General features: G+C 56.7%; 16 protein-coding genes, 1 tRNA gene and 2 pseudogenes. 12 read left to right on the top strand and 7 right to left on the bottom strand.

Annotation, left to right across the window (positions count from 1 at the left end; genetic code table 11):
* Window positions 1-58 precede the first annotated feature (58 nt).
* From CAG34_RS19485 to CAG34_RS19465, 5 genes are all read left to right on the top strand, one after another.
* Window positions 59-832 (top strand): ABC transporter ATP-binding protein, encoded by a 774-nt coding sequence (locus tag CAG34_RS19485; protein WP_003257472.1) that lies wholly within the window; start codon window positions 59-61, stop codon window positions 830-832.
* 11 nt (window positions 833-843) lie between these two features.
* On the top strand, window positions 844-1,599 hold the full coding sequence (locus tag CAG34_RS19480; protein ID WP_075044342.1) for an ABC transporter substrate-binding protein: 756 nt from the start codon (window positions 844-846) through the stop codon (window positions 1,597-1,599).
* A gap of 54 nt (window positions 1,600-1,653) precedes the next feature.
* A complete protein-coding gene (locus CAG34_RS19475; protein ID WP_025337363.1) occupies window positions 1,654-2,346 on the top strand; it encodes an ABC transporter permease in 693 nt (230 codons plus the stop codon).
* On the top strand, window positions 2,346-3,035 hold the full coding sequence (locus CAG34_RS19470; RefSeq protein ID WP_015268628.1) for an ABC transporter permease: 690 nt from the start codon (window positions 2,346-2,348) through the stop codon (window positions 3,033-3,035). Before CAG34_RS19475 ends, CAG34_RS19470 begins: the two co-directional genes overlap by 1 nt.
* A 128-nt stretch (window positions 3,036-3,163) precedes the next feature.
* Entirely contained in the window at window positions 3,164-4,369 is a 1,206-nt protein-coding gene (locus tag CAG34_RS19465; protein ID WP_085591888.1) for a methyltransferase, read from the top strand.
* 388 nt (window positions 4,370-4,757) lie between these two features.
* On the opposite strand, the gene CAG34_RS19460 is transcribed toward CAG34_RS19465, so the two are convergent.
* Window positions 4,758-5,048 (bottom strand): DUF3077 domain-containing protein, encoded by a 291-nt coding sequence (locus CAG34_RS19460; RefSeq protein WP_003257466.1) that lies wholly within the window; start codon window positions 5,046-5,048, stop codon window positions 4,758-4,760.
* Between the two features lie 566 nt (window positions 5,049-5,614).
* Here CAG34_RS19460 and CAG34_RS19455 point away from each other — a divergent pair.
* The 7 genes and pseudogenes from CAG34_RS19455 to CAG34_RS29255 all read left to right on the top strand — a co-directional run.
* Complete coding sequence (locus tag CAG34_RS19455) at window positions 5,615-5,863, top strand: hypothetical protein (protein ID WP_015268625.1); 249 nt, start codon at window positions 5,615-5,617, stop codon at window positions 5,861-5,863.
* 98 nt (window positions 5,864-5,961) lie between these two features.
* A tRNA-Thr gene (locus tag CAG34_RS19450) sits at window positions 5,962-6,037 on the top strand.
* Window positions 6,038-6,201: 164 nt separating this feature from the next.
* Window positions 6,202-7,530, top strand: coding sequence for an integrase arm-type DNA-binding domain-containing protein (locus CAG34_RS19445; protein ID WP_085591886.1), 1,329 nt, complete (start codon window positions 6,202-6,204; stop codon window positions 7,528-7,530).
* Window positions 7,531-8,424: 894 nt separating this feature from the next.
* Window positions 8,425-9,405, top strand: coding sequence for an integrase domain-containing protein (locus CAG34_RS19435; RefSeq protein WP_085591884.1), 981 nt, complete (start codon window positions 8,425-8,427; stop codon window positions 9,403-9,405).
* A pseudogene (locus tag CAG34_RS29260) lies at window positions 9,402-9,689 on the top strand (hypothetical protein). The gene CAG34_RS19435 and the pseudogene CAG34_RS29260 overlap by 4 nt, the downstream one beginning before the upstream one ends.
* Window positions 9,690-10,362: 673 nt before the next feature.
* Window positions 10,363-10,731: a hypothetical protein gene (locus CAG34_RS28445; protein ID WP_135002095.1), complete on the top strand. Its 369-nt coding sequence runs from the start codon at window positions 10,363-10,365 to the stop codon at window positions 10,729-10,731.
* Window positions 10,732-11,048: 317 nt separating this feature from the next.
* A pseudogene (locus CAG34_RS29255) lies at window positions 11,049-11,228 on the top strand (transposase); the annotation flags it as partial.
* A gap of 322 nt (window positions 11,229-11,550) precedes the next feature.
* Here CAG34_RS29255 and CAG34_RS19420 read toward each other — a convergent pair.
* From CAG34_RS19420 to CAG34_RS19395, 6 genes are all read right to left on the bottom strand, one after another.
* On the bottom strand, window positions 11,551-12,543 hold the full coding sequence (locus tag CAG34_RS19420; RefSeq protein WP_085591880.1) for a hypothetical protein: 993 nt from the start codon (window positions 12,541-12,543) through the stop codon (window positions 11,551-11,553).
* Window positions 12,544-12,710: 167 nt separating this feature from the next.
* Window positions 12,711-13,274 carry a hypothetical protein gene (locus CAG34_RS19415; protein ID WP_085591878.1) on the bottom strand — a complete coding sequence of 188 codons (564 nt, stop codon included), beginning with the start codon at window positions 13,272-13,274 and terminating at the stop codon, window positions 12,711-12,713.
* A gap of 170 nt (window positions 13,275-13,444) precedes the next feature.
* Window positions 13,445-13,819, bottom strand: a complete 375-nt coding sequence (locus CAG34_RS29250; RefSeq protein ID WP_371858053.1) for a DUF6527 family protein — start codon at window positions 13,817-13,819, stop codon at window positions 13,445-13,447.
* Window positions 13,820-13,896: 77 nt separating this feature from the next.
* Window positions 13,897-15,078 (bottom strand): ThiF family adenylyltransferase, encoded by a 1,182-nt coding sequence (locus tag CAG34_RS19405; RefSeq protein ID WP_085591874.1) that lies wholly within the window; start codon window positions 15,076-15,078, stop codon window positions 13,897-13,899.
* Complete coding sequence (locus tag CAG34_RS19400; RefSeq protein ID WP_085591872.1) at window positions 15,053-15,802, bottom strand: multiubiquitin domain-containing protein; 750 nt, start codon at window positions 15,800-15,802, stop codon at window positions 15,053-15,055. Before CAG34_RS19400 ends, CAG34_RS19405 begins: the two co-directional genes overlap by 26 nt.
* An 81-nt stretch (window positions 15,803-15,883) precedes the next feature.
* On the bottom strand, window positions 15,884-19,270 hold the full coding sequence (locus CAG34_RS19395) for a UvrD-helicase domain-containing protein (protein ID WP_085591870.1): 3,387 nt from the start codon (window positions 19,268-19,270) through the stop codon (window positions 15,884-15,886).

Raw genomic sequence — 19,270 nt, 5'->3', positions numbered from 1 at the left:
CGCACGCCAGGAAGGCCGCCAACAGCTGGGAACGCACCCGTACACATGAGGACCGCACATGGCTCAGGCCACGCCCGCGCTGGAAATCCGCAATCTGCACAAACGCTACGGCGAGCAGGAAATTCTCAAGGGCATTTCGCTGACCGCACGCGACGGTGACGTGATCTCCATCCTGGGGTCGTCCGGCTCCGGCAAGTCCACCCTGCTGCGCTGCATCAACCTGCTCGAGAACCCGCACCAGGGCGAAATCCTGGTCGCAGGTGAAGCCCTCAAGCTCAAGGCCGCCAAGAACGGCGACCTGGTCGCCGCCGACAACCGCCAGATCAACCGCCTGCGCAGCGAGATCGGTTTCGTCTTCCAGAACTTCAACCTGTGGCCGCACATGTCGATCCTCGACAACATCATCGAGGCGCCGCGCCGCGTGCTCGGCCAGAGCAAGGCCGAGGCCATCGAAGCCGCCGAAGCCCTGCTGAACAAGGTGGGCATCTACGACAAGCGCCACAGCTACCCCGCCCAGCTTTCCGGTGGCCAGCAACAGCGCGCCGCCATTGCCCGTACCCTGGCCATGAAGCCCAAGGTCATCCTGTTCGACGAGCCAACTTCGGCGCTCGACCCGGAAATGGTCCAGGAAGTGCTAAACGTTATCCGCGCATTGGCCGAAGAAGGCCGTACCATGCTGCTGGTGACGCACGAGATGAGCTTTGCCCGCCATGTGTCCAGTGAAGTCGTCTTCCTGCACCAGGGCCTGGTCGAAGAGCAGGGATCGCCGCAGCAGGTCTTCGAGAACCCGACCTCGGCGCGTTGCAAGCAATTCATGTCCAGCCACCGCTAACGGAGCAATACATGCACACTTACAAGAAGTTCCTCCTGGCAGCTGCTGCCACGCTGGTGATGTCGGCCAACGCCCTGGCCGCAGAAAAACTGCGCATGGGTATCGAAGCCGCCTACCCACCGTTCAACAACAAGGATGCCAGCGGTAACGTGGTCGGCTTCGACAAAGACATCGGCGACGCCCTGTGCGCCAAGATGAAAGTCGAGTGCTCGGTCGTCACCTCCGACTGGGACGGCATCATCCCGGCCCTGAACGCCAAGAAGTTCGACTTCCTGGTGTCGTCGCTGTCGATCACCGACGAGCGCAAGCAGGCCGTGGACTTCACCGAGCCGTACTACTCCAACAAGCTGCAGTTCATCGCGCCGAAAAACGTCGACTTCAAGACTGACAAGGCCTCGCTCAAGGGCAAGGTGATCGGCACCCAGCGCGCCACCCTGGCTGGCACCTGGCTGGAGGACAACTACGGTGACGACGTAGAGATCAAACTCTACGACACCCAGGAAAACGCCTACCTCGACCTGGTTTCCGGCCGCATCGACGGCATCCTGGCCGACAAGTACGTGCAGTACGAGTGGCTGAAGAGCAAAGACGGCTCGAACTTCGAGTTCAAGGGCGAGCCGGTGATGGACAGCGACAAGATCGGCATTGCCGTGCGCAAGGGTGACACCAAGCTGCGCGACGACCTGAACAAGGCCCTGGCAGAAATCAAGGCCGACGGCACGTACAAGAAGATCAACGACAAGTACTTCCCGTTCAGCATCGAATGATCCGCCCCGACCGGCGCGCCCTTGCGGCGCGCCAGTCCCTAGAATGACCTGCCCATGAATATCGACCTGCACGGATTCGGTCCGGCCATGATGGCCGGCACCCTGATGACCGTAAAACTGGCGCTTTGCGCCTTGCTGCTGGGCCTGGTCCTGGGCCTGCTCGGCGCCCTGGCCAAGACTTCCTCGATCAAGCCACTGCAATGGCTTGGTGGCTTCTATTCGACCCTGGTTCGCGGCGTGCCCGAACTGCTGTGGGTACTGCTTATCTATTTCGGCACCGTCGGCTTGATGAACGCCCTCGGTGAAGCCCTGAACATGCCGGGCCTGGAGCTCAGCGCCTTCGCTGCGGGCGTGATCGCCCTGGGCCTGTGCTTCGGCGCCTATGCCACCGAAGTGTTCCGTGGCGCCATCCTGGCGATCCCCAAGGGCCACCGTGAAGCCGGCCTGGCGCTTGGCCTGTCCAAAGGCCGCATCCTGTCGCGGATCATCCTGCCGCAGATGTGGCGCATCGCCCTGCCCGGCCTTGGCAACCTGTTCATGATCCTGATGAAGGACACCGCCCTGGTGTCGGTGATCGGCCTGGAAGAAATCATGCGCCACGCACAAATCGGCGTGACCGTGACCAAAGAGCCGTTCACCTTCTACATGGTTGCGGCCTGCATCTACCTGAGCCTGACCATCATTGCCATGACCGGCATGCACTTCATGGAAAAACGCGCCGCTCGCGGCTTTGCGAGGGCCGAATAATGAATTGGGAAGTCATCATCAAATGGCTGCCACGCCTGGCCCAGGGTGCGACCCTGACCCTGGAGCTGGTGGCCATCGCGGTGGTTGCCGGGTTGATCCTGGCCATCCCGCTGGGCATCGCTCGCTCCTCGCGCCACTGGTATGTGCGCGCGGTGCCGTTCAGCTACATCTTCTTCTTCCGTGGCACGCCGCTGCTGGTGCAGCTGTTCCTGGTCTACTACGGCCTGGCGCAGTTCGACGCGGTGCGTTCGAGTTCGCTGTGGCCGTACCTGCGCGACCCGTTCTGGTGCACCGTGCTGACCATGACCCTGCACACTGCTGCCTACATCGCCGAGATCCTGCGCGGCGCGCTGCAGTCGATCCCCAAGGGTGAGATCGAGGCGGCGCGGGCGCTGGGCATGTCGCGGGGCAAGACGCTGTTCTACATCATGCTGCCACGCGCCGCGCGCATCGGCCTGCCGGCGTACAGCAACGAAGTGATCCTGATGCTCAAGGCCAGCGCCCTGGCCAGTACCGTGACCCTGCTGGAACTGACCGGCATGGCCCGTACCATCATCGCCCGCACCTACCTGCCGGTAGAAATCTTCTTTGCCGCCGGGGTGTTCTACCTGGTGATCTCGTTCGTGCTGGTGCAGGGTTTCAAGCTGCTGGAGCGCTGGTTGCGCGTGGATGCCTGCCAGGGCCGCTGAGACCTCACTGACAGCTTCGCGGGCACGCCCGCTCCCACAGGTGTAGCGCCAACCTTGAATGTAGCGCTATACCTGTGGGAGCGGGCGTGCCCGCGAAGAGGCCCTCAAAACCACCACACATCCTTGCCATGCCCAACCACCTCCACAGCCCCCACCTAAGCACCCGCTTCCAGGCCCTCGACCAGTTCCTGATCGAGCACCAGCAGCTGTGGAAACCCCGCCCCTTCACCAGCCTGCAGCTGGCCTGGGAAACCGCCCACCCCGAGCTTGCCGCCCACCTGCGCCAATGCTCCCTGGCAGACGCCGAAACCGACACCACCGCTGCCCTGTTGCCCGCCCCGTTCCCGCAACTGGCCCAGCAAGCCCGACAGCTTTCGGCACTCGGCAACCTCCCGGAAACCGACCTGCCTCCCGCCGCGCATCGCCTCGACGTAGCCGTCCCCGGCCGCAAATGGCAGCAGATCGAAGCCTTCGCCAGCCACCTGGCCTTCCGCGAACAGCCCAGTCACTGGCTGGACTGGTGCTCCGGCAAAGGCCACCTGGGCCGCCGCCTGCTGCAACCCGGCCAACACCTGACCTGCCTGGAATACGATGCCGAACTGGTCGCCGCCGGCCAGGCCCTGAGCGCGCACCACCACTTGCCGGCGCAGCATGTGCACCAGGATGTGATGGCCAACGACAGCGCCCGCCACCTGGCTGGCGACAAAAGCGTGGTCGCCCTGCACGCCTGTGGCGACCTGCATGTGCGCCTGATGCAACTGGCCAGCCAGCAAGGTTGCCGGCAACTGGCCGTCGCCCCCTGCTGCTACAACCGCATCGCGGCGCAGCAGTACCAAGCGTTATCCACAGCCGCCCAAGCCTCCAGCCTGCGGCTGTCACTGGACGACCTGGGCCTGCCCTTGAGCGAAACCGTTACCGCCGGCGCCCGCGTGCGACGCCAGCGCGACACCTCGATGGCCCGGCGCCTGGGCTTCGACCTGCTGCAACGCCAGCAGCGCCAGACCGATGAGTATCTGCCGACACCGTCACTACCCGTGGCCTGGCTGGAGAAGCCCTTCGAGCAGTACTGCCGCGACCTGGCCGAACTCAAGCAATTACAGGTGAATGGCAACCCGGACTGGGCAGCCCTGGAAGCCGCAGGCTGGCAACGCCTGGCCGAGGTCCGCAACCTGGAGCGCGTGCGCAACCTGTTCCGCCGGCCGCTGGAGCTGTGGCTGGTACTCGATCGCGCCCTGTTCCTCGAAGAACAAGGCTACAACGTGCGCCTTGGCCTGTTCTGCGACTACCCACTCACCCCGCGCAACCTGCTAATCCTCGCCGAACGCGACCGTTAGCCGCAGCACAACCTGTGGATAACTCTGTGAACAAGCTTGTGATTACCTGTTGGATCCAAGCGCTATTTCAAGCGTTTGGCTTATTCCGGCTTGCGCGTCAAGGCCAGTAAAAACAGGCGTTTGCGCAAAGACCGGCGGTGTATCGATCCGGCATGCCTTTCGCGCAAGGCGCCGATGCCACTTGTGCATAAACATTTCTTGTGGTTGGCGACTGCGTCTAAAGCCTTACCCAGAATGGCCTGATTTACGCGGTCCCTTGTGGGAGCGGCCTTGTGTCGCGAAAGGGCTGCAACGCAGCCCCAGCGATCTCTGCAAATACGCCAAAAACGGGGGCCGCCTTGCGGCCCATCGCGACACAAGGCCGCTCCCACACTGACCGCATCAGGGCTCAATGCGCCTTATTCTTGGCAATCTCGATATCGTTCATCAGCGCCTTGGCCATGTCGCACAGATAATCGGCGGCGCCCAGGAATTTATGGTCATCCTCCATATCCCCCTCGCGCACCAGATGCTTGATGTAGCCCATCAGGATCGAGACATGCTCATAGGCAGCATCGACGGGGACGCCAGGCTCGACGCGTAGCAGATTGAGGGATGGGTTACCGGCTGCGAGGAAGGTTTCCACGCCTGCGGTGGTGATTGGCTTTGGGCTGCGGGGATCAGTATCAATCGTTTTCAATTTTCAAACTCCTAGTTCAAAGGAGTTGCCGTGTTCATTCTTTCTCACGGAACAAAGGCGGCAACCGTGCACGAGGTGAGAAACCGAGTGAACATAGGAAGCTCGGCCAGACCAAGGTCTGCCCGCGCACGGTCGCCATTACGCAGCCGATACGTTCAAAATCGGGTTCTCACACCCGGTCGCCAGAGCGACCCGAAAACGGTATCCGTGAGACATTTCCCCGACAACAGCGATACTTCGGCGGCGCGCGTAGGATAGTTCCGAAGCCACCAAACCCTGAAGCTGTTAGCCCTAAAGTTCAGAATCTTCGTACAGCTGATGGCCTATTCGCGGGCGCGCCCGCTCCCACAGGTACTACACAGTTTCAAGGCTTGTGGAGATCCTGTGGGAGCGGGCAAGCCCGCGAATAGGCCATCACAAGCAACACAAAGCTAATGCCCGACCGCCGCAACGGTGTATCATCCGCCCCCCAAATGATTAAAAAGTGACGTCGCGCGCTGCCCGCCAGCCCCGCGACCTTCTGGCGTTGCGCCAGAACCGACAATGGACTAACGGACCCGACCATCGTGACCCAAGCCAAGCCCCTCGCCCTGCTGACCCTCGCCCTGGCCCTGACCGGCTGCGCCAGCGGCACCGCTCCCCACCCCACCAGCAGCCTGGGCTGGAACCACCCCGGCATGCAGCTGGGCGGCGACAACGGCCTGCCCCTGCGCACCGAAAGCCCCTGCCGCAAGCGCGGCTGCGACAACGACAAGCTGTTCTTCAACCCGGGCAAAACCGAGCCAAGCGTCACCACCATCCATCGCGGCTGGTAGGAAAATTCTTCTTTCAGGTCGGTGACTTAGGTCATTTGCGAACATTCGCAACGAAGTGGTTTACAGGCGCCAACCGATCGTTATAATGACGCCCCATTGCCGGTATAGCTCAGATGGTAGAGCAACTGACTTGTAATCAGTAGGTCCCGGGTTCGATTCCTGGTGCCGGCACCATATCCAGCTCCATTGCGTTCCACCGAATGCCTTGGAAGCCCCTAAAACCCGCCCTTTGGCGGGTTTTTTCGTTCCAGGACCCTCCGTCGGGATCCAACAAAATACCCCATCCCCGGGGGTATTTTTAGGGTACAGCGTCTTGCCTGCATGGAGAACGTACCCTTATGCCACGCCTAGCCGTTCCTCTGAGCGACCTCAAATGCCGTACGGCGAAACCTCGCGAACGTGCCTACAAGCTATTCGACGGTGGCGGCATGTACCTCTTCGTGAAACCCAACGGCGTGAAAACGTGGCGATTGCGCTACTTCAAGCCCAGCGGCAAGGAAGGCACGCTGATCATCGGGAACTACCCCATCATCTCGCTGGCCGTCGCGAGGACCAAGCGCGATGAAGCCAAGGCCCTGCTACTCGATAACCTCGACCCGATGGAAGAGAAGAAGAAAGCGAAGCTTGCCGCCCAACGAGCCTCCCTACTTTTCCAAACCGTCGCCCTGGAGTGGCACGCCGAAATGTCCCGGCGCTGGACGGAGGGACACGCCAAGACCGTCATGAGTCGGTTGCGCACCCACGTATTCCCCCTGATCGGCCAACGCCCCATTGCTGAACTCGATACTCATGATCTGCTTGAGGTCACCCTGCGTATCAAAGAGCGCGGCACCATGGACGTTGCCCTGCGCGTGCAGAATTATCTCTCCACGATCATGCGGGGCGCGAAACGGGCGCGGCAGATCAGCCAGAACCCGGCGCTCGACCTGGCAGGGTCGATTCATGCCCCGCGTACCGTGCACCGCCCTGCCCTCTCACTCAACCGCCTCCCCGAACTACTGAACCGGATCGACAACTACAACGGCCGTGAGCTAACCAAGCTGGCGGTACTGCTGACGCTGCACGTGTTCGTGCGCTCCAGCGAACTGCGCTTTGCGCGCTGGGATGAGTTCGACCTGCAAAGGGCGATGTGGGAAATCCCCGACACCCGCAAGCCAATCGACGGCGTGCGCAATTCCACTCGTGGCACCAAGATGAGCGGAGACATACAGATGGTGCCGCTCTCTCCGCAAGTCATCGCGATAATAGAACGATTACGCGGCTTGAGTAGATTCTCCGAGCTGGTGCTGCCCGGTGACCACAAGTACTGGAAGCCAATGTCGGAGAACACGGTTAACCAGGTGCTGCGCAACGTTGGCTACGACACATCCAAGGAAGTATGCGGGCATGGATTCAGGACCATGGCCTGTTGCGCCTTGCTGGAGTCAGGGCTGTGGACAGACGCGGCTATTGAGCGGCAAATGAGCCACAAGGAACGCAATCGCGTGCGTGCCGCCTATATCCACAAGGCCGAATTTCTGGAGCAGCGTCGGCTGATCATGGCGTGGTGGAGCAATTACATCGATGCCAACAGATCGGGGCATGTCACTCCACATGAGTTCGCCCATCCAGCTGGCGACAACATCACTTCCTTGCCAAGTGGGCGTGGCGCATTCAATCGTCGATGAACCCTCCAGAACACCGTTGGCCGCTCTTTAATTCGGGTCCATCCAAACAGGGCTGCAAAGCCGCCCTGTTTGGATGGACCTAGCTTTGCAAAGCTAAAAGCCGACAAAAATCCTTTGAATACCACTGATTTCCACCGGTGGATAATTTCATGCACAGCCCCAGAGGCCACGAGGATTGGGGCGTTGACCAAAATTATCCACAGGCGTAGAACTGATCGTGCAAACGCTGCCTTAGGCAGCACCCCAGGTGACCCGAGCCTTCAAGGTCACGCCGCTCTCGCGGTGGCTCTACCCAAGGGCGATTCGCATCCGGCAGCTCGCCCGGTCACTACCCATGTGATGGATGCTCTTACACATATAGCGTTCGTGCGCCAGATACACAGTACCTCGCTGCCCTGCAGCAACCTATTCGCTTGGCCGAATCTTGCGCCAACCTGTGCCCGTCTCTTTCTTCTGGAAAGAGACGGGCGCTCCTGACACTGCTGCAGCCCTGATCGCACATGGCTTTGCGGCAATCCCCCTCGTGACAATCGGCGTGACAAACGCCGATGTCACCAGCAACAGCGCTGTAGATGATGGTGCCGTAGCCCAAGGAATGGACTGCACCTGACTGACAGTCAGGCATGCCCCGGTCATCGCATTGCTGCTTGCTTGTGGCTCAGGATCTCGCGGCGCTGGTCTCGTCAGCCAATGCAGCCTCCACCCGCCCACCGGTATCGGTGCTCAGGAGGCCAGATCATGAGATGCCCTGGCTCCCGGTCGTAAGGAGCCGCCAGTCCCGCGTCAGTGGACACCCTCACAGGTCGCAGGGGCCTTGATCCCTGATAACACTCAGCATTCCTGGCGGGATGACGTGGGGGCGAGGATCGGAGAGCGAACGATGAGGTGACCGACATGGCATTGGTGGGTAGACGCGACGGCCGTAATTTCGGCTACGGCAGGCAATTGAGCTATGCAGGGCCGCAGGCGCTGAAAGACATGTTCGGCGGTGGCCATTACGGAACGGTCAAAGCGCACTGTGACCGTTGGTTGGCTTTCGTAAAGTGGTGCCGCTCCGAACAGGGGCCCGGTATCAATGATGCGCGGCAGATTGATCGAAAGGTATTGGCCGACTACGCGGCGTATCTGCGCGACATTGTTAAGCGCGGTGATCTCGCCGTCAGCACCGCGCAAAACCGCCTATCCAGCGTTAACAGGACCATGGCAGCGCTTCGCGGTGATCAGCATGTGAAACTGCCAAGTCCGAGCAAGGCATTGGGTATGCAGCGCAGCGGAGTTCGACACTCAGTGCCGCAGGGCCAAGACCGCAAAAACGTTAAGCAGATTGTCGATGTGCTTTGCCGCGCTCATCAGCTACGGGCCGCTGCAATCGTTCTGTTGGCGCGAGCCACCGGCATGCGCTTGCGTGAGGCCATCCTAGCCGACTTGCCACGGCTGAGCCGTGAGGCTAACGACTTAGGCAGGATCAACATCCAGGATGGCACCAAAGGCGGCCGAGCTGGCGCCTCAGCGCCAAGATGGATTGCGGTGGATCACCATCTTCAAGACGCACTTAGTTTTGCACGGCAGGTGTCGCCTGTGAGTAGCCGCAACCTGATTGCGCCAGACGAAAGCTTTCTGAATGTTCAGCAGGAAATCATCCGCCCAGCGCGGGACGTCCTGCATGCACACAAGCTCAAAGGCTTCCATGAGCTACGAGCAGTGTATGCATGTGAACGCTATGAGCAAATCACCCAATACCCCGCACCTATCAACGGCGGCCAATGTTGCCAGGCAGATAGGAACCTAGATCGTGAGGCCCGAAGGCAAATCAGCTATGAGTTGGGGCACGGTCGGATCGATGTGGTCGCGGCCTACATTGGAGGACGCATATGAGTAAGCCATTCGATATGGAACTGTTCTTGGCTGCGGTGCTGACGGGATCGTACGCAACGCGGCAGCGCCATTTACGGCAAGCTAAGCTCATCCAAGCAGAGATATCTGAACGCTGGCAGCTAGAAACACCTTGAGGTTGGAAGAAAAAACATGTTGCGTGGTTTTTTGACCACCGACTAGCGAGACGATGCGAGGCGACTCGATATTACTACCTACTGACAGTGCGGCTGTTAGTTCGGCGCTTAGAAAGGACATGGGTCTTCAAGAGCTCAGCGAAGGTCTGACATTGATAGTCACGAGCGACCTCAATCAAGCCAGAGCAGACCTTGCCGCACATGATGTGCCATGAGCTACTCTCAAGCTAGGGTAATACTGTACGTATAGCACCCCGCCGTCCAGCCAGTCATAAAATCAAGGATTTAATCGCCCCTAGCTTCGCCAGAAAAGCTGTTGATAGACCGTAGGCCACGGGCCAAGGCGAACCGGTATATCACTACGCAGCATGCGAGCAGAGCCGCCATCTGGCCTCAGCCGGTCGCTCAGACAGGGCCGCCTTTGGCCGCGGATTTCGGTGAAAAGATCGGCAATCACAATCTAGGTTTCGCCGGAAAGTTCGTAACGCTTCGCCATCACCGAATTCTTCCCATTGATGGCGGGGGCTCTACAATATCTCAGCTTCCGAGATGGTATCGATTGGGTGTCTCGGGATTTCGTACAAAGCCTCAGGGGGCGTTGCGACACTACTGAGGCGTATGGACGTGCGGCTAACAAATTTGTAGTCTTGGTGCCTGCCTTGCCGCTTTCAATCCTCCAGCCATCGCGGATTTGTGGTTCTGCACTGGAGGAGCAAAGGATTTGCGTCTAGGCATGGAAGCTGATGCGGTGAACTTTCTGAATACTCCGCATCTGCTTAATAAGCTTTAGTTAGCTCACTAGATTTGCGAGGATTCTTAATTTATGTCGAAGCCACCCAGTCAAATTGTACTGTCAGGAGCTGCTTACTCTGCAAAAGAACTATTTGCACGCATTGGCGATGTTGCAGTTCATCCTGGGCCGAGGGGGACGAAATATATTGATGCAACAATATATGACGGTAGTTCATGGCGTGTCTTGTATCTGAAAAGCTTCGGTTTTGGCTCGGGCAGCAGAGTATTTTGCGAACCGCATCAGATCGGACCAATTATGCGCAACATTCAGAACAAAATTATTAGCTGCAAGGGAGGGATGGTTTACCATGACATCCCATTCGGAGATAAGACGCGCAAATACATATATCGAGGAATTCCACTCCCTTCTTTTTTACAGCCTAGCCCTTGGGGCATCTGAAAAATGACGAGGTAAAAACTTGCTGGTATAGATCGACATCCCAGAACCTCGTACCGCTAGGCTAGTCTGCTTTGTTGACGAGAGTTTGGGGATTTACCATTTTCATTTGAGTTCAGGATGGAGCATTTTAATAACAGATACTCTCTAGAGTTTCTGGGAGAAACGGCTAAAATACTTTGCCTCTCTTGATCCCCCCATGCTTACAAAAGAATTAATGATGGTTAGGCGCTGTACGAAATACCGAGAAACCCCGTCGGCGCTCCTCGGAAGCTAAAGTCTTGTAGCGTTTCCAGCCATCTACGGAAAGGAATACTGTGGTGGCAAAGCGTTACGAACTCTCGGATGAGGCTTGGGCTGTGGTTACTGATCTCTTCACCGAAACCCATGGCCGGCGGTGGCCCCGCCTGAGCGACCGCCTGATGCTCGATGGCGTGCTCTGGGCGCTCTGCTCAGGTGCTGCATGGCGAGATATACCGGAACGCTCCTGTCCGTGGTCAGTAAGCGCAGTACCGGCGCTAAACAGTTTGCTAAACGACTCAACGGCTACTGGTGGGGTAGTCTCAGCAGGGGCGGTGGCCTATGCACACTGGGCAGCTGGAAAGGATCAACATCCGCGAACGCAAGGGCCTAGATACACCCTTGAAACCTAGAAACCTAGAAACCTAGAAACCTAGAAACCTAGAAACCTAGAAACCTAGAAACCTAGAAACCTAGAAACCTAGAAACCTAGAAACCTAGAAACCAAAAAAGCTGCCAAGATGGCGAGTTTCTACGCTAGTTCGTGTGCCCAGCGAACGCTCATCCTAGCACCTGTCGAGATCACTGGGCTGAAAGTCTAGAACTCAAGCCCGATAGCTCGACCACAGGCGCAGACTTATACTCGCACCGAACACGTATGAAATCCGTCGGGACCGGTTCCGCTCCTTCAAAGAATTCAGCAAAGTCAAAGCTTTTAAGCTGGTAAGGAGCCACAAGAACGGCCTCCTGGCCGGCTCCCAAAAATATCACGGGCCGATTAGGAGCGACATTGCTGCACTCATGCGAGTAGTTGAAGTCAAGTGCATGAGCCATGAGGTAAACCTTATCCGGCACCCTGGAATCTGCAATCTGATCATGGGACCAGCTCCAACCGAAGTACAGAATCACACTAGATACAAAAAAAGCGAGCACAGAATACAAAGGAGGCTCGTTCACCTCTACACCTGCCAATTTACCTTTGACCCAGCCTACACCAATGAACCCGTGAACCAAGGAAAGAGCCAGTGCAACGGTGAGGATAAAAGGAAGCACCAGCTTTATGATTAGCAGGCCAGTAGTAAACACCAGAGTGATGGGTAGTGCGGAAGCATCTACATGAAAGACACCATTCACGTATGCCGCTGCGCTGCCCCTTGAATACAGCACCACTCCCGAAAGGATGACAGAGACTAGAAATTTGGTACTAGCAAAACTCCACAGCGATCGAATAACCGCTGATCGCTCCAATGATACGCCGATGAAGATCGTACACAACACGACAGCCCATAGGCGGAAAGCAACGGTGTGTTCTCGCACCCAATCGAAATCACTAGTGGCCGACCGGGTAATAGCAAGCATGACACCTACGATACCAATAAATCCAAGCGCCCAGCTAAGATCATAGCGACGCCGATCCTCAGCGTAGCCCTGTAGAGAAAGCCACTTCCCTAGTTGCTGATGGATGTCCCGTACGTAATATTTCAGAGACTTCTGACGCTGATTAACCAGATCATGCTCCCCGCCCTGCACTTCATGTCGTATTTTCTCAAGGTGTTGCTCAATTTGCTTACTCATATTTTCACTTCTTTCAAAACCAATTGGCATAGCTGTTACCTAACAAGCCTACCTCAACCCACTATGATGCTGTAGCTAATTAGGAAGCCAGGTAGATGCCTAGATACTCAGCCACATAGAAAAGTCATGTTATGGCTAGACGTTTATCGCCACCACTCATGACAAACTCAAAGCTCCCAATATTCTTCGATTTGGTAGAGAGGTCTGCCTGCCATTATCAGCTTAATAGCCTCTATATGTGCATCGTAATCGTCCTCAGAAAATTTTGTCCATCGCGGATTACGCTTTTGGGCAGCCATGAATGCTGAGCGTGCTCTGCTCATACTGGATCGGTTCTTCAATAGGAAACTCCGTAACCCTTTGAACAATTCGAAATCCAGCGGCGGGTGGAGCAAGGCAACGTTTGGGTGCTGGTGATGCCCGCCACAGACCAGGACCGTCTTCAGGTAGATATTTACCAGTTTCTGGGCACGGCCGAAGGTAAAGTTGGTTACACCAAAATTCTTCGCCTCCACTTCAATCTTCTTCATGAAGCTGACTTGCCATTTATCGACATTCTGGCCAATATCCTCTGGCCCCGTAACTTGGGACAAGCCGCTCAAATCAATTAGCTTGAACGCCAATGCGTTACCGCCACCAGCCAAGCCTCGGCCATATGCGGCGGCGGCGCACCACTTACCGTATTGGTGCTTGTGTTTCTCAATACAATACTGCGCTGTAGGAAGCGTCATATTAGATCCTTCTCACCCCATTAGAATTATCATCTGTAGAAAGTCTATTATTAAAACACCTTCAAATGAAGATCAATAACTGTTAGACTCGACCAAAAACAGAAATTTGTTCTAAGCTGCTTGTGATCCACTGCCGTTGACCAAGTACTATAATGCCGCCCCGACAGTGATCAGAGACCAAGCCACGATTTAAGCCGAGCCCAGATACTATTCGTTGGGGGAGTCGTACTAGGGTTTCGTTCACTGGATAACTGCAGGGCATTGGATCGAACCTTCGTTTCGGAGCCATAGTGCGCAGCTTTGGCCATCTTGTCGCGCAGCCGCTCAGCCTCGACCCTGGCTTGCGACCAAGGCCCAGCCTCCACGACGCGACCCCTTTGGACGATATAATGCGATCTGCAATTCTGATTCCAGTTACCTACCGACGGGTGAAGCGAGATGGACTCCCCATCAAACGTCATCCTCCAGTCGGTCGGGGTAAAAGGAGTTACAACACGCTCGCCGCAACCACAGCAGCACGAATGCACTGCGGTTGCGTAGTCCATCGAGATGTACAGAATGCCGGGCTCCAATTCGCGAGGAACATTTCGCACGAAACGGTGCTCAAGGCTGAGATACCGAATCATGATTGGTCACCGTTGAGCAGCATGCCCCCATCAGTCGTGTAGGTGCTATGATGCTCGCGCTCTAGGTCTCGGTAGAATCCGCGCAACTTTTTCCACTTCACAACAGCAAGGCATGCATTCAGGGCATTGAGGTCGGCCACTTGGATATTTGACGCGTACAGATCTTCGCCCCCGCCTCCAGCAAAAGAGATACGTCCCGCATGCACGTGGTCGCGTTGTGCTGGCGTACTCGCCGTGACGCGCAGTATTCCCCCCAGACTGCCGTTGTTGAGTTCAAGTCCCATCCCGACATCAATAAATGAGACGCCAAGTGCCTCTAGTTTCGTAACCACCGCTCTCTTTTCCTCACCGGCATCCATACTGATGAAAGCGAACGTAATGCCGTCAAGTAGCCCCAATGTCTCCGGTCTCATCTTCACTGGGTGAGCCACTATCCCGCGGTGCATCCGCTCATAGATATTCTTGAGGTAGAAGACCTTTTTGGGAGCATCACGCAACTCTTCGAGCGATGGAGCTCCAGGAGCGCGAAACGCGTTGTGCGACAGAAAGTCATCATCATCGAAAAGACGGATCTCCTTAACCGGTGTTTTCGCAACAAGGTCGAGAATGTATCCCCCCGTTCCTCCCGTGCCCAGAATCCCTACCACCTCACCTTCCAGCTTACTAGCGAGCGCCCCCAGGCCAACACGGCTGGATGCGGTATCGAGATAGTTGAAGACGCTGACCTCATCTTCATCATCCGTACCCCGGATCAGGCGCGGGCTGATACCCGGCTGAAGAACCGCCGCAGGCCCCGCCAAGATGGTCGCGTATGTAGCCATCTTGGTGTAATAGTCAGGGTATCCGTCGGCGTTGGGCTTACTGGAGAAACTGTGCTTCGCAGTAAGTCCGTACCCGAGATCCGTATTAGGCGCCGCGTGCGAGATGCCTGGCAATGGCGTCCCAACTGCGCTGCAAGGGAAGTCACCATCCCAATTGATTACATGGGTCTCCGGCTTACGGGTCCGATCTCCAGCCAAATCCAGGTTAGACACCAACGTTCCTGTGCGTACGCGGCATTGAGAGTCGACATATGGTACCTCCCGCATTACAAGGAGGTTTCCTTGTATGCGTACGAAATACCCCTCAGCTCGCAACCGAGCCAAATCCGCATTAAGACTGAACAGTGCGTGTGACATTGAAGATCGTCCCTTGTTTTTTGACTTCAACGGAACCGCCTTCAGCGAGCTCACCAGCGTGCGGGTGCGAGGCAGCGTTACGGTAGGTCATCGAAAACTTCACGTTGGCTTCTGCCGGCGCATTCGGATGCGACAACTTGACCACCTGCTCGAAAGTGACATGCTTGTCCGATACGACCTCTTCGACAGCGTTGACCACGATGACGTAGCCTTTTTGCGGCCGCAGGGCAGTCACGAATCGCTCGATTCCTGGAGCGTCCAAGTTGATCTGCTCTTCGGGTTCGATGAGACGGTCTTCACCGCCCCGAACCTCCAGAAAGATCGCTTCTTCAGGCAGGACGTCGACCAAACCATACAGAACACTGGCGTCCACGGTTGGGTGCCCCCAAGCCATCTGGCGGTCATTCAGGACGAATTTGAAGTCACGATCAGATTTGAACGCGATGAAGCGCTCGGCGCCCTTGCCGCGCAAATCCACCGTTTCGTCAGGACGTACGTCCTCGAAGTCGCCTGAAACAAGCAAGGCGTAGAGGATGTAATCGCTACGACGGTCAAGGCCAGCGCTATCCAGAATTTGCCGACCAGTCGGAACGGGATCGGGTACGTCAATGTCGCGGAAGCTGAGCCCTTCCAAGCCAAAACGAATGCGATAGGCGGAAGCTTCTCGCAATGGACGACCCTCACGGATTGCGTCGCCAACGTCTTCAAAATGTGTATTTTTCATACAGTCCTCTAGCGTGATGTGGCGACTCATTTCGCCTACATCCCACTAATCGGACCGACTGGGTCTCGCCGGTAAACTTTTTTAAAAAAGCTTGGAGAGCGCACCTGCAGGGACTTCTCCGCATACGAAGAAGGCCGGACAGTTCGGACAGGTGGCATCCGACACGTTCGTTCGGAACTGGCCACCTCGGATTTCGCGAAAAATCTCAGCAATTTTTACCTGTCGGTTGCTCAGCTCTCTTGACGACAGTTTCAATGGCTTGCTCTCAGCATCCGCGAGGTGAAGCAGTTCCAGCTCGGCGTCTGGGAAAACCGACTGGACTGCGAGTATCAATGCCGCAGAGCCCACATCCTTACCAACATTGCTAGGCGCGTGGCCGGTTTTGACTCGGCGTACTATTCGCTTTCCATTTCTCAATAGTATTTCGTCTGGCGTCACCTCAACTTCATGGCCGTCCACCACAATTCGAAGCGTTGTCGAAGCCTCAACTTGCGCCCCGGCCCTCGAGTCCATGAAGTATCGGAGCATGCTAGAGGCCATCGCACGGTAGTCGTCGACATAGCCATGATCCGCAAGCCCGCGAATCACAAATGCGTGGGAAAGCTGCTCCTCCCAATCACTTACCGGAAGGTTGCCCTGCGCTACAAGCTGGCGATAGACGTCCCGAATGGCCTCATGCATTTGCATGAATGAGTTCATCTTGCGTTTGCCACCAACCTGAAGCAGATGCGTATAGAAGAAGCGCCGCGCGCAAGAATCGTAAAGCGATACCGCGTCGGAACTAAAACGAGGAATTCCAGTAAACACGATGGGTATCGCCACTGAGTCTGGGGCGGGAGGCAAGACGGTCTTAGGCTTGACAGCACATTGCTTTACAAGGCCAATCCGATCGAGGTACGGCGAGAGTGCGCGTGTGCGCCCATTCGATGCTGCGGTTGCTCCATAGAACGACAGAGAGGTTTTCGCACGGGACATGGCGACGTAAAACAAGCACTCTTGTTCCTCATTGTGGGCCGCCCGTGTAACGTCATCCGTACCACCTTGAGCACCAGCGACCATGTTCGAAGGCGGAGGGCATTTTGATGTCCGATATGCTCCTGGGATGGAGTCTTTGTTAACGCCAGCGATGTGAACCGCCGGAAACTCCAGTCCTTTAGAGCCATGGATTGTCATCAATCGGACGGCATCAATCCCCTGAGCAGCAGAGGGGAGCTGCCTCAAGTCCCTATCATCCCGCAGTCGTAGCAGCCTCCTTATACGATCAGAAAGTCTCTGAATAGGGAGACCCTGCCCATTGGGTTGTGCACGGACGAAGTTCATGAATTGCCAAATCGCGATACCTCGCGCTTGGTCGGAAACCTCTGACGAAGAAGCAATACGAGCTGCCAATCCTGTTCGATCGAGCAAAATAGTTGTCAGCACCTTCCAAGGTTGAGAGCTAGCGTCAAAGCCTGCCAATGCGGAATTGAGCTCAGAAAGTGCTGATTGGCCAGCAGACGTCAGTTCTACTGGCGAGATGACGCGCCAAGCTCCGACATCCGAATTAACTTCTCTCAGAGTCTCAAAAATCCGAACAACATCCTCTAAACACATCGCAAACTCGGGCAAGCAAGCGGCCCGGATCAAACCCATCGCGCGTCGATCCACAAGCAGCGAGAGTATCGAAACCAAGTCCTTAACCTCTGGACGCTCGAAGAGACTTCCAAGGAACAGCACTGGGATACCAGCTCGCTCAAGCTCACGCCCAACGTCCGAAAGTCGATCATTGCCGCGGCAGAGAACCGCTTGGTCCCGATAACTGTAACCCGACGTTAGAAGCTCTTGAATGCGGTCAGCGATCGCAGGTGTCAGGAGGGAACCGTTATCCACCGTGATGACTTCGGGGAGATTTCCAGATCGCCCGCAGTCTGCCTCAAGACTTTCGTCTCCATCGGCCGTCGACATTCCTGCGGCAAAAGCAGAGCACGCTTCGACGATCTCACCTGCAGAACGGTAGTTGATCTTCAGTCGGTCTCGCACAGCGCCCGGGAAATCTTCGCGCCCAAACCGGGCCATGTTGAAGGACGAGGCACCTCGAAACCGATAGATCGACTGCTTGGCGTCCCCCACCACCCAGAGGTTTGTACCTGATGGTTTGAGTGCTTTGAGAAGTCGAACGCTGCTGTGGTTCACATCTTGGTACTCGTCGACCAGGATGTGATCATAGTCATTCTGCAACTGCGTCCGAACAGCTTCATCCCCCTCTAACAGCTGGACTGGGCGCATAACCAGATCGCCAAAGTCGACACAATTTACGAGTGTTTTGAGCTCTTCGTAACGCGCGTAAACCTTGGCGACCTCCATAGCTTTTTCAGCAGCCTCTACTGCGCTTGGGTCATCTGCCGTTTCTGCCATTGCATTGGCTAGATCAAGGTACCCTTGCGGATCGACAACTTCGTCCTTAGCGCGCGACACCGCAGTTAGGATGTCAGCAGCAGTTTGGGATGGATCGTAGAGGTTGCGATAGTGTGTCAGGCCTAGCCTAGGAAATTCATTCTCAAGCAGCTCTACGGCTTCGGTTCGATCCATCAGACGAGGATCAACCGGTAGGCCACAACGATCGTTGAATCGCCTGAGAATATCGAGGCCAAAACTATGGAAGGTGCCGATGCAAAGAGCCGCTGTTTCCTTGGGCCGCTTTAACGCAATTCGTTCGGACATTTCCGCAGCGGCTTTGTTCGAGAACGTTAGGAGAAGGATACGCCGTGGATCAACCCCATCGTCGAGTAGGCTCTCAACCCGCGCCACGAGCGTACGCGTTTTTCCAGTACCAGGCCCAGCTTGGAGAAGAAACGCGCCCCCCCGATGAGAGGCCGCATTACGTTGCTCATCATTGAGAGGGATTTCGACCGGAGCTTCTGGAGTAACGGCCGGCACAGGAGGAAGCAGAAGCGCATCTAGCATTTGCTGCGCGATCACGTCGAAGGGAGCCCCCAATCGAGTTGCGATCTCAGAACATGTTTGGCGTTGAGTCAGGTGCAGCTCGACGACTCGACTCCTCGGCAATAGCAGCTCTCTTGCGAAAAGGTCCATCTGGACCTCGCGACGTTGCCGGCGGCTGTAATCGACGACCCGCTCTATACCAACTGGCGAAACCTCAGAGGTTCGTGCGGGATCGATTTGAAATACATCGCCCTCCTCATCTTCACCGTCGCCTAAAACTGCGTGCCCAATCTCATGGGCGATCAGGAAAGCCTGCTCGAACGGTGTTCCTGAGTTCTCATGAACGATCAGTGGTAACTCAGCGTCGAAAGTCGCTCGTGCTCCGTCAAGAATCGAGGCGCCGGGGACACACGACTCAACCGTGATGCCACGCCTCTCCGCAATCTCTCGCGCGAACTGATAGGGAGACCAAGGATCACTGCCCTGCTCGATCGCTTCCTCATGCAGGCGCTCTGCGCGCTGACGAGCGAGTTCTATATGATCCAT

Source organism: Pseudomonas sp. B14(2017), from assembly GCF_002113255.1.
Classification (GTDB): Bacteria; Pseudomonadota; Gammaproteobacteria; order Pseudomonadales; family Pseudomonadaceae; genus Aquipseudomonas; species Aquipseudomonas putida_Z.
The sequence above is the reverse complement of the archived record's forward strand: the minus strand, read 5'-3'. Positions and strand labels throughout refer to the sequence as shown.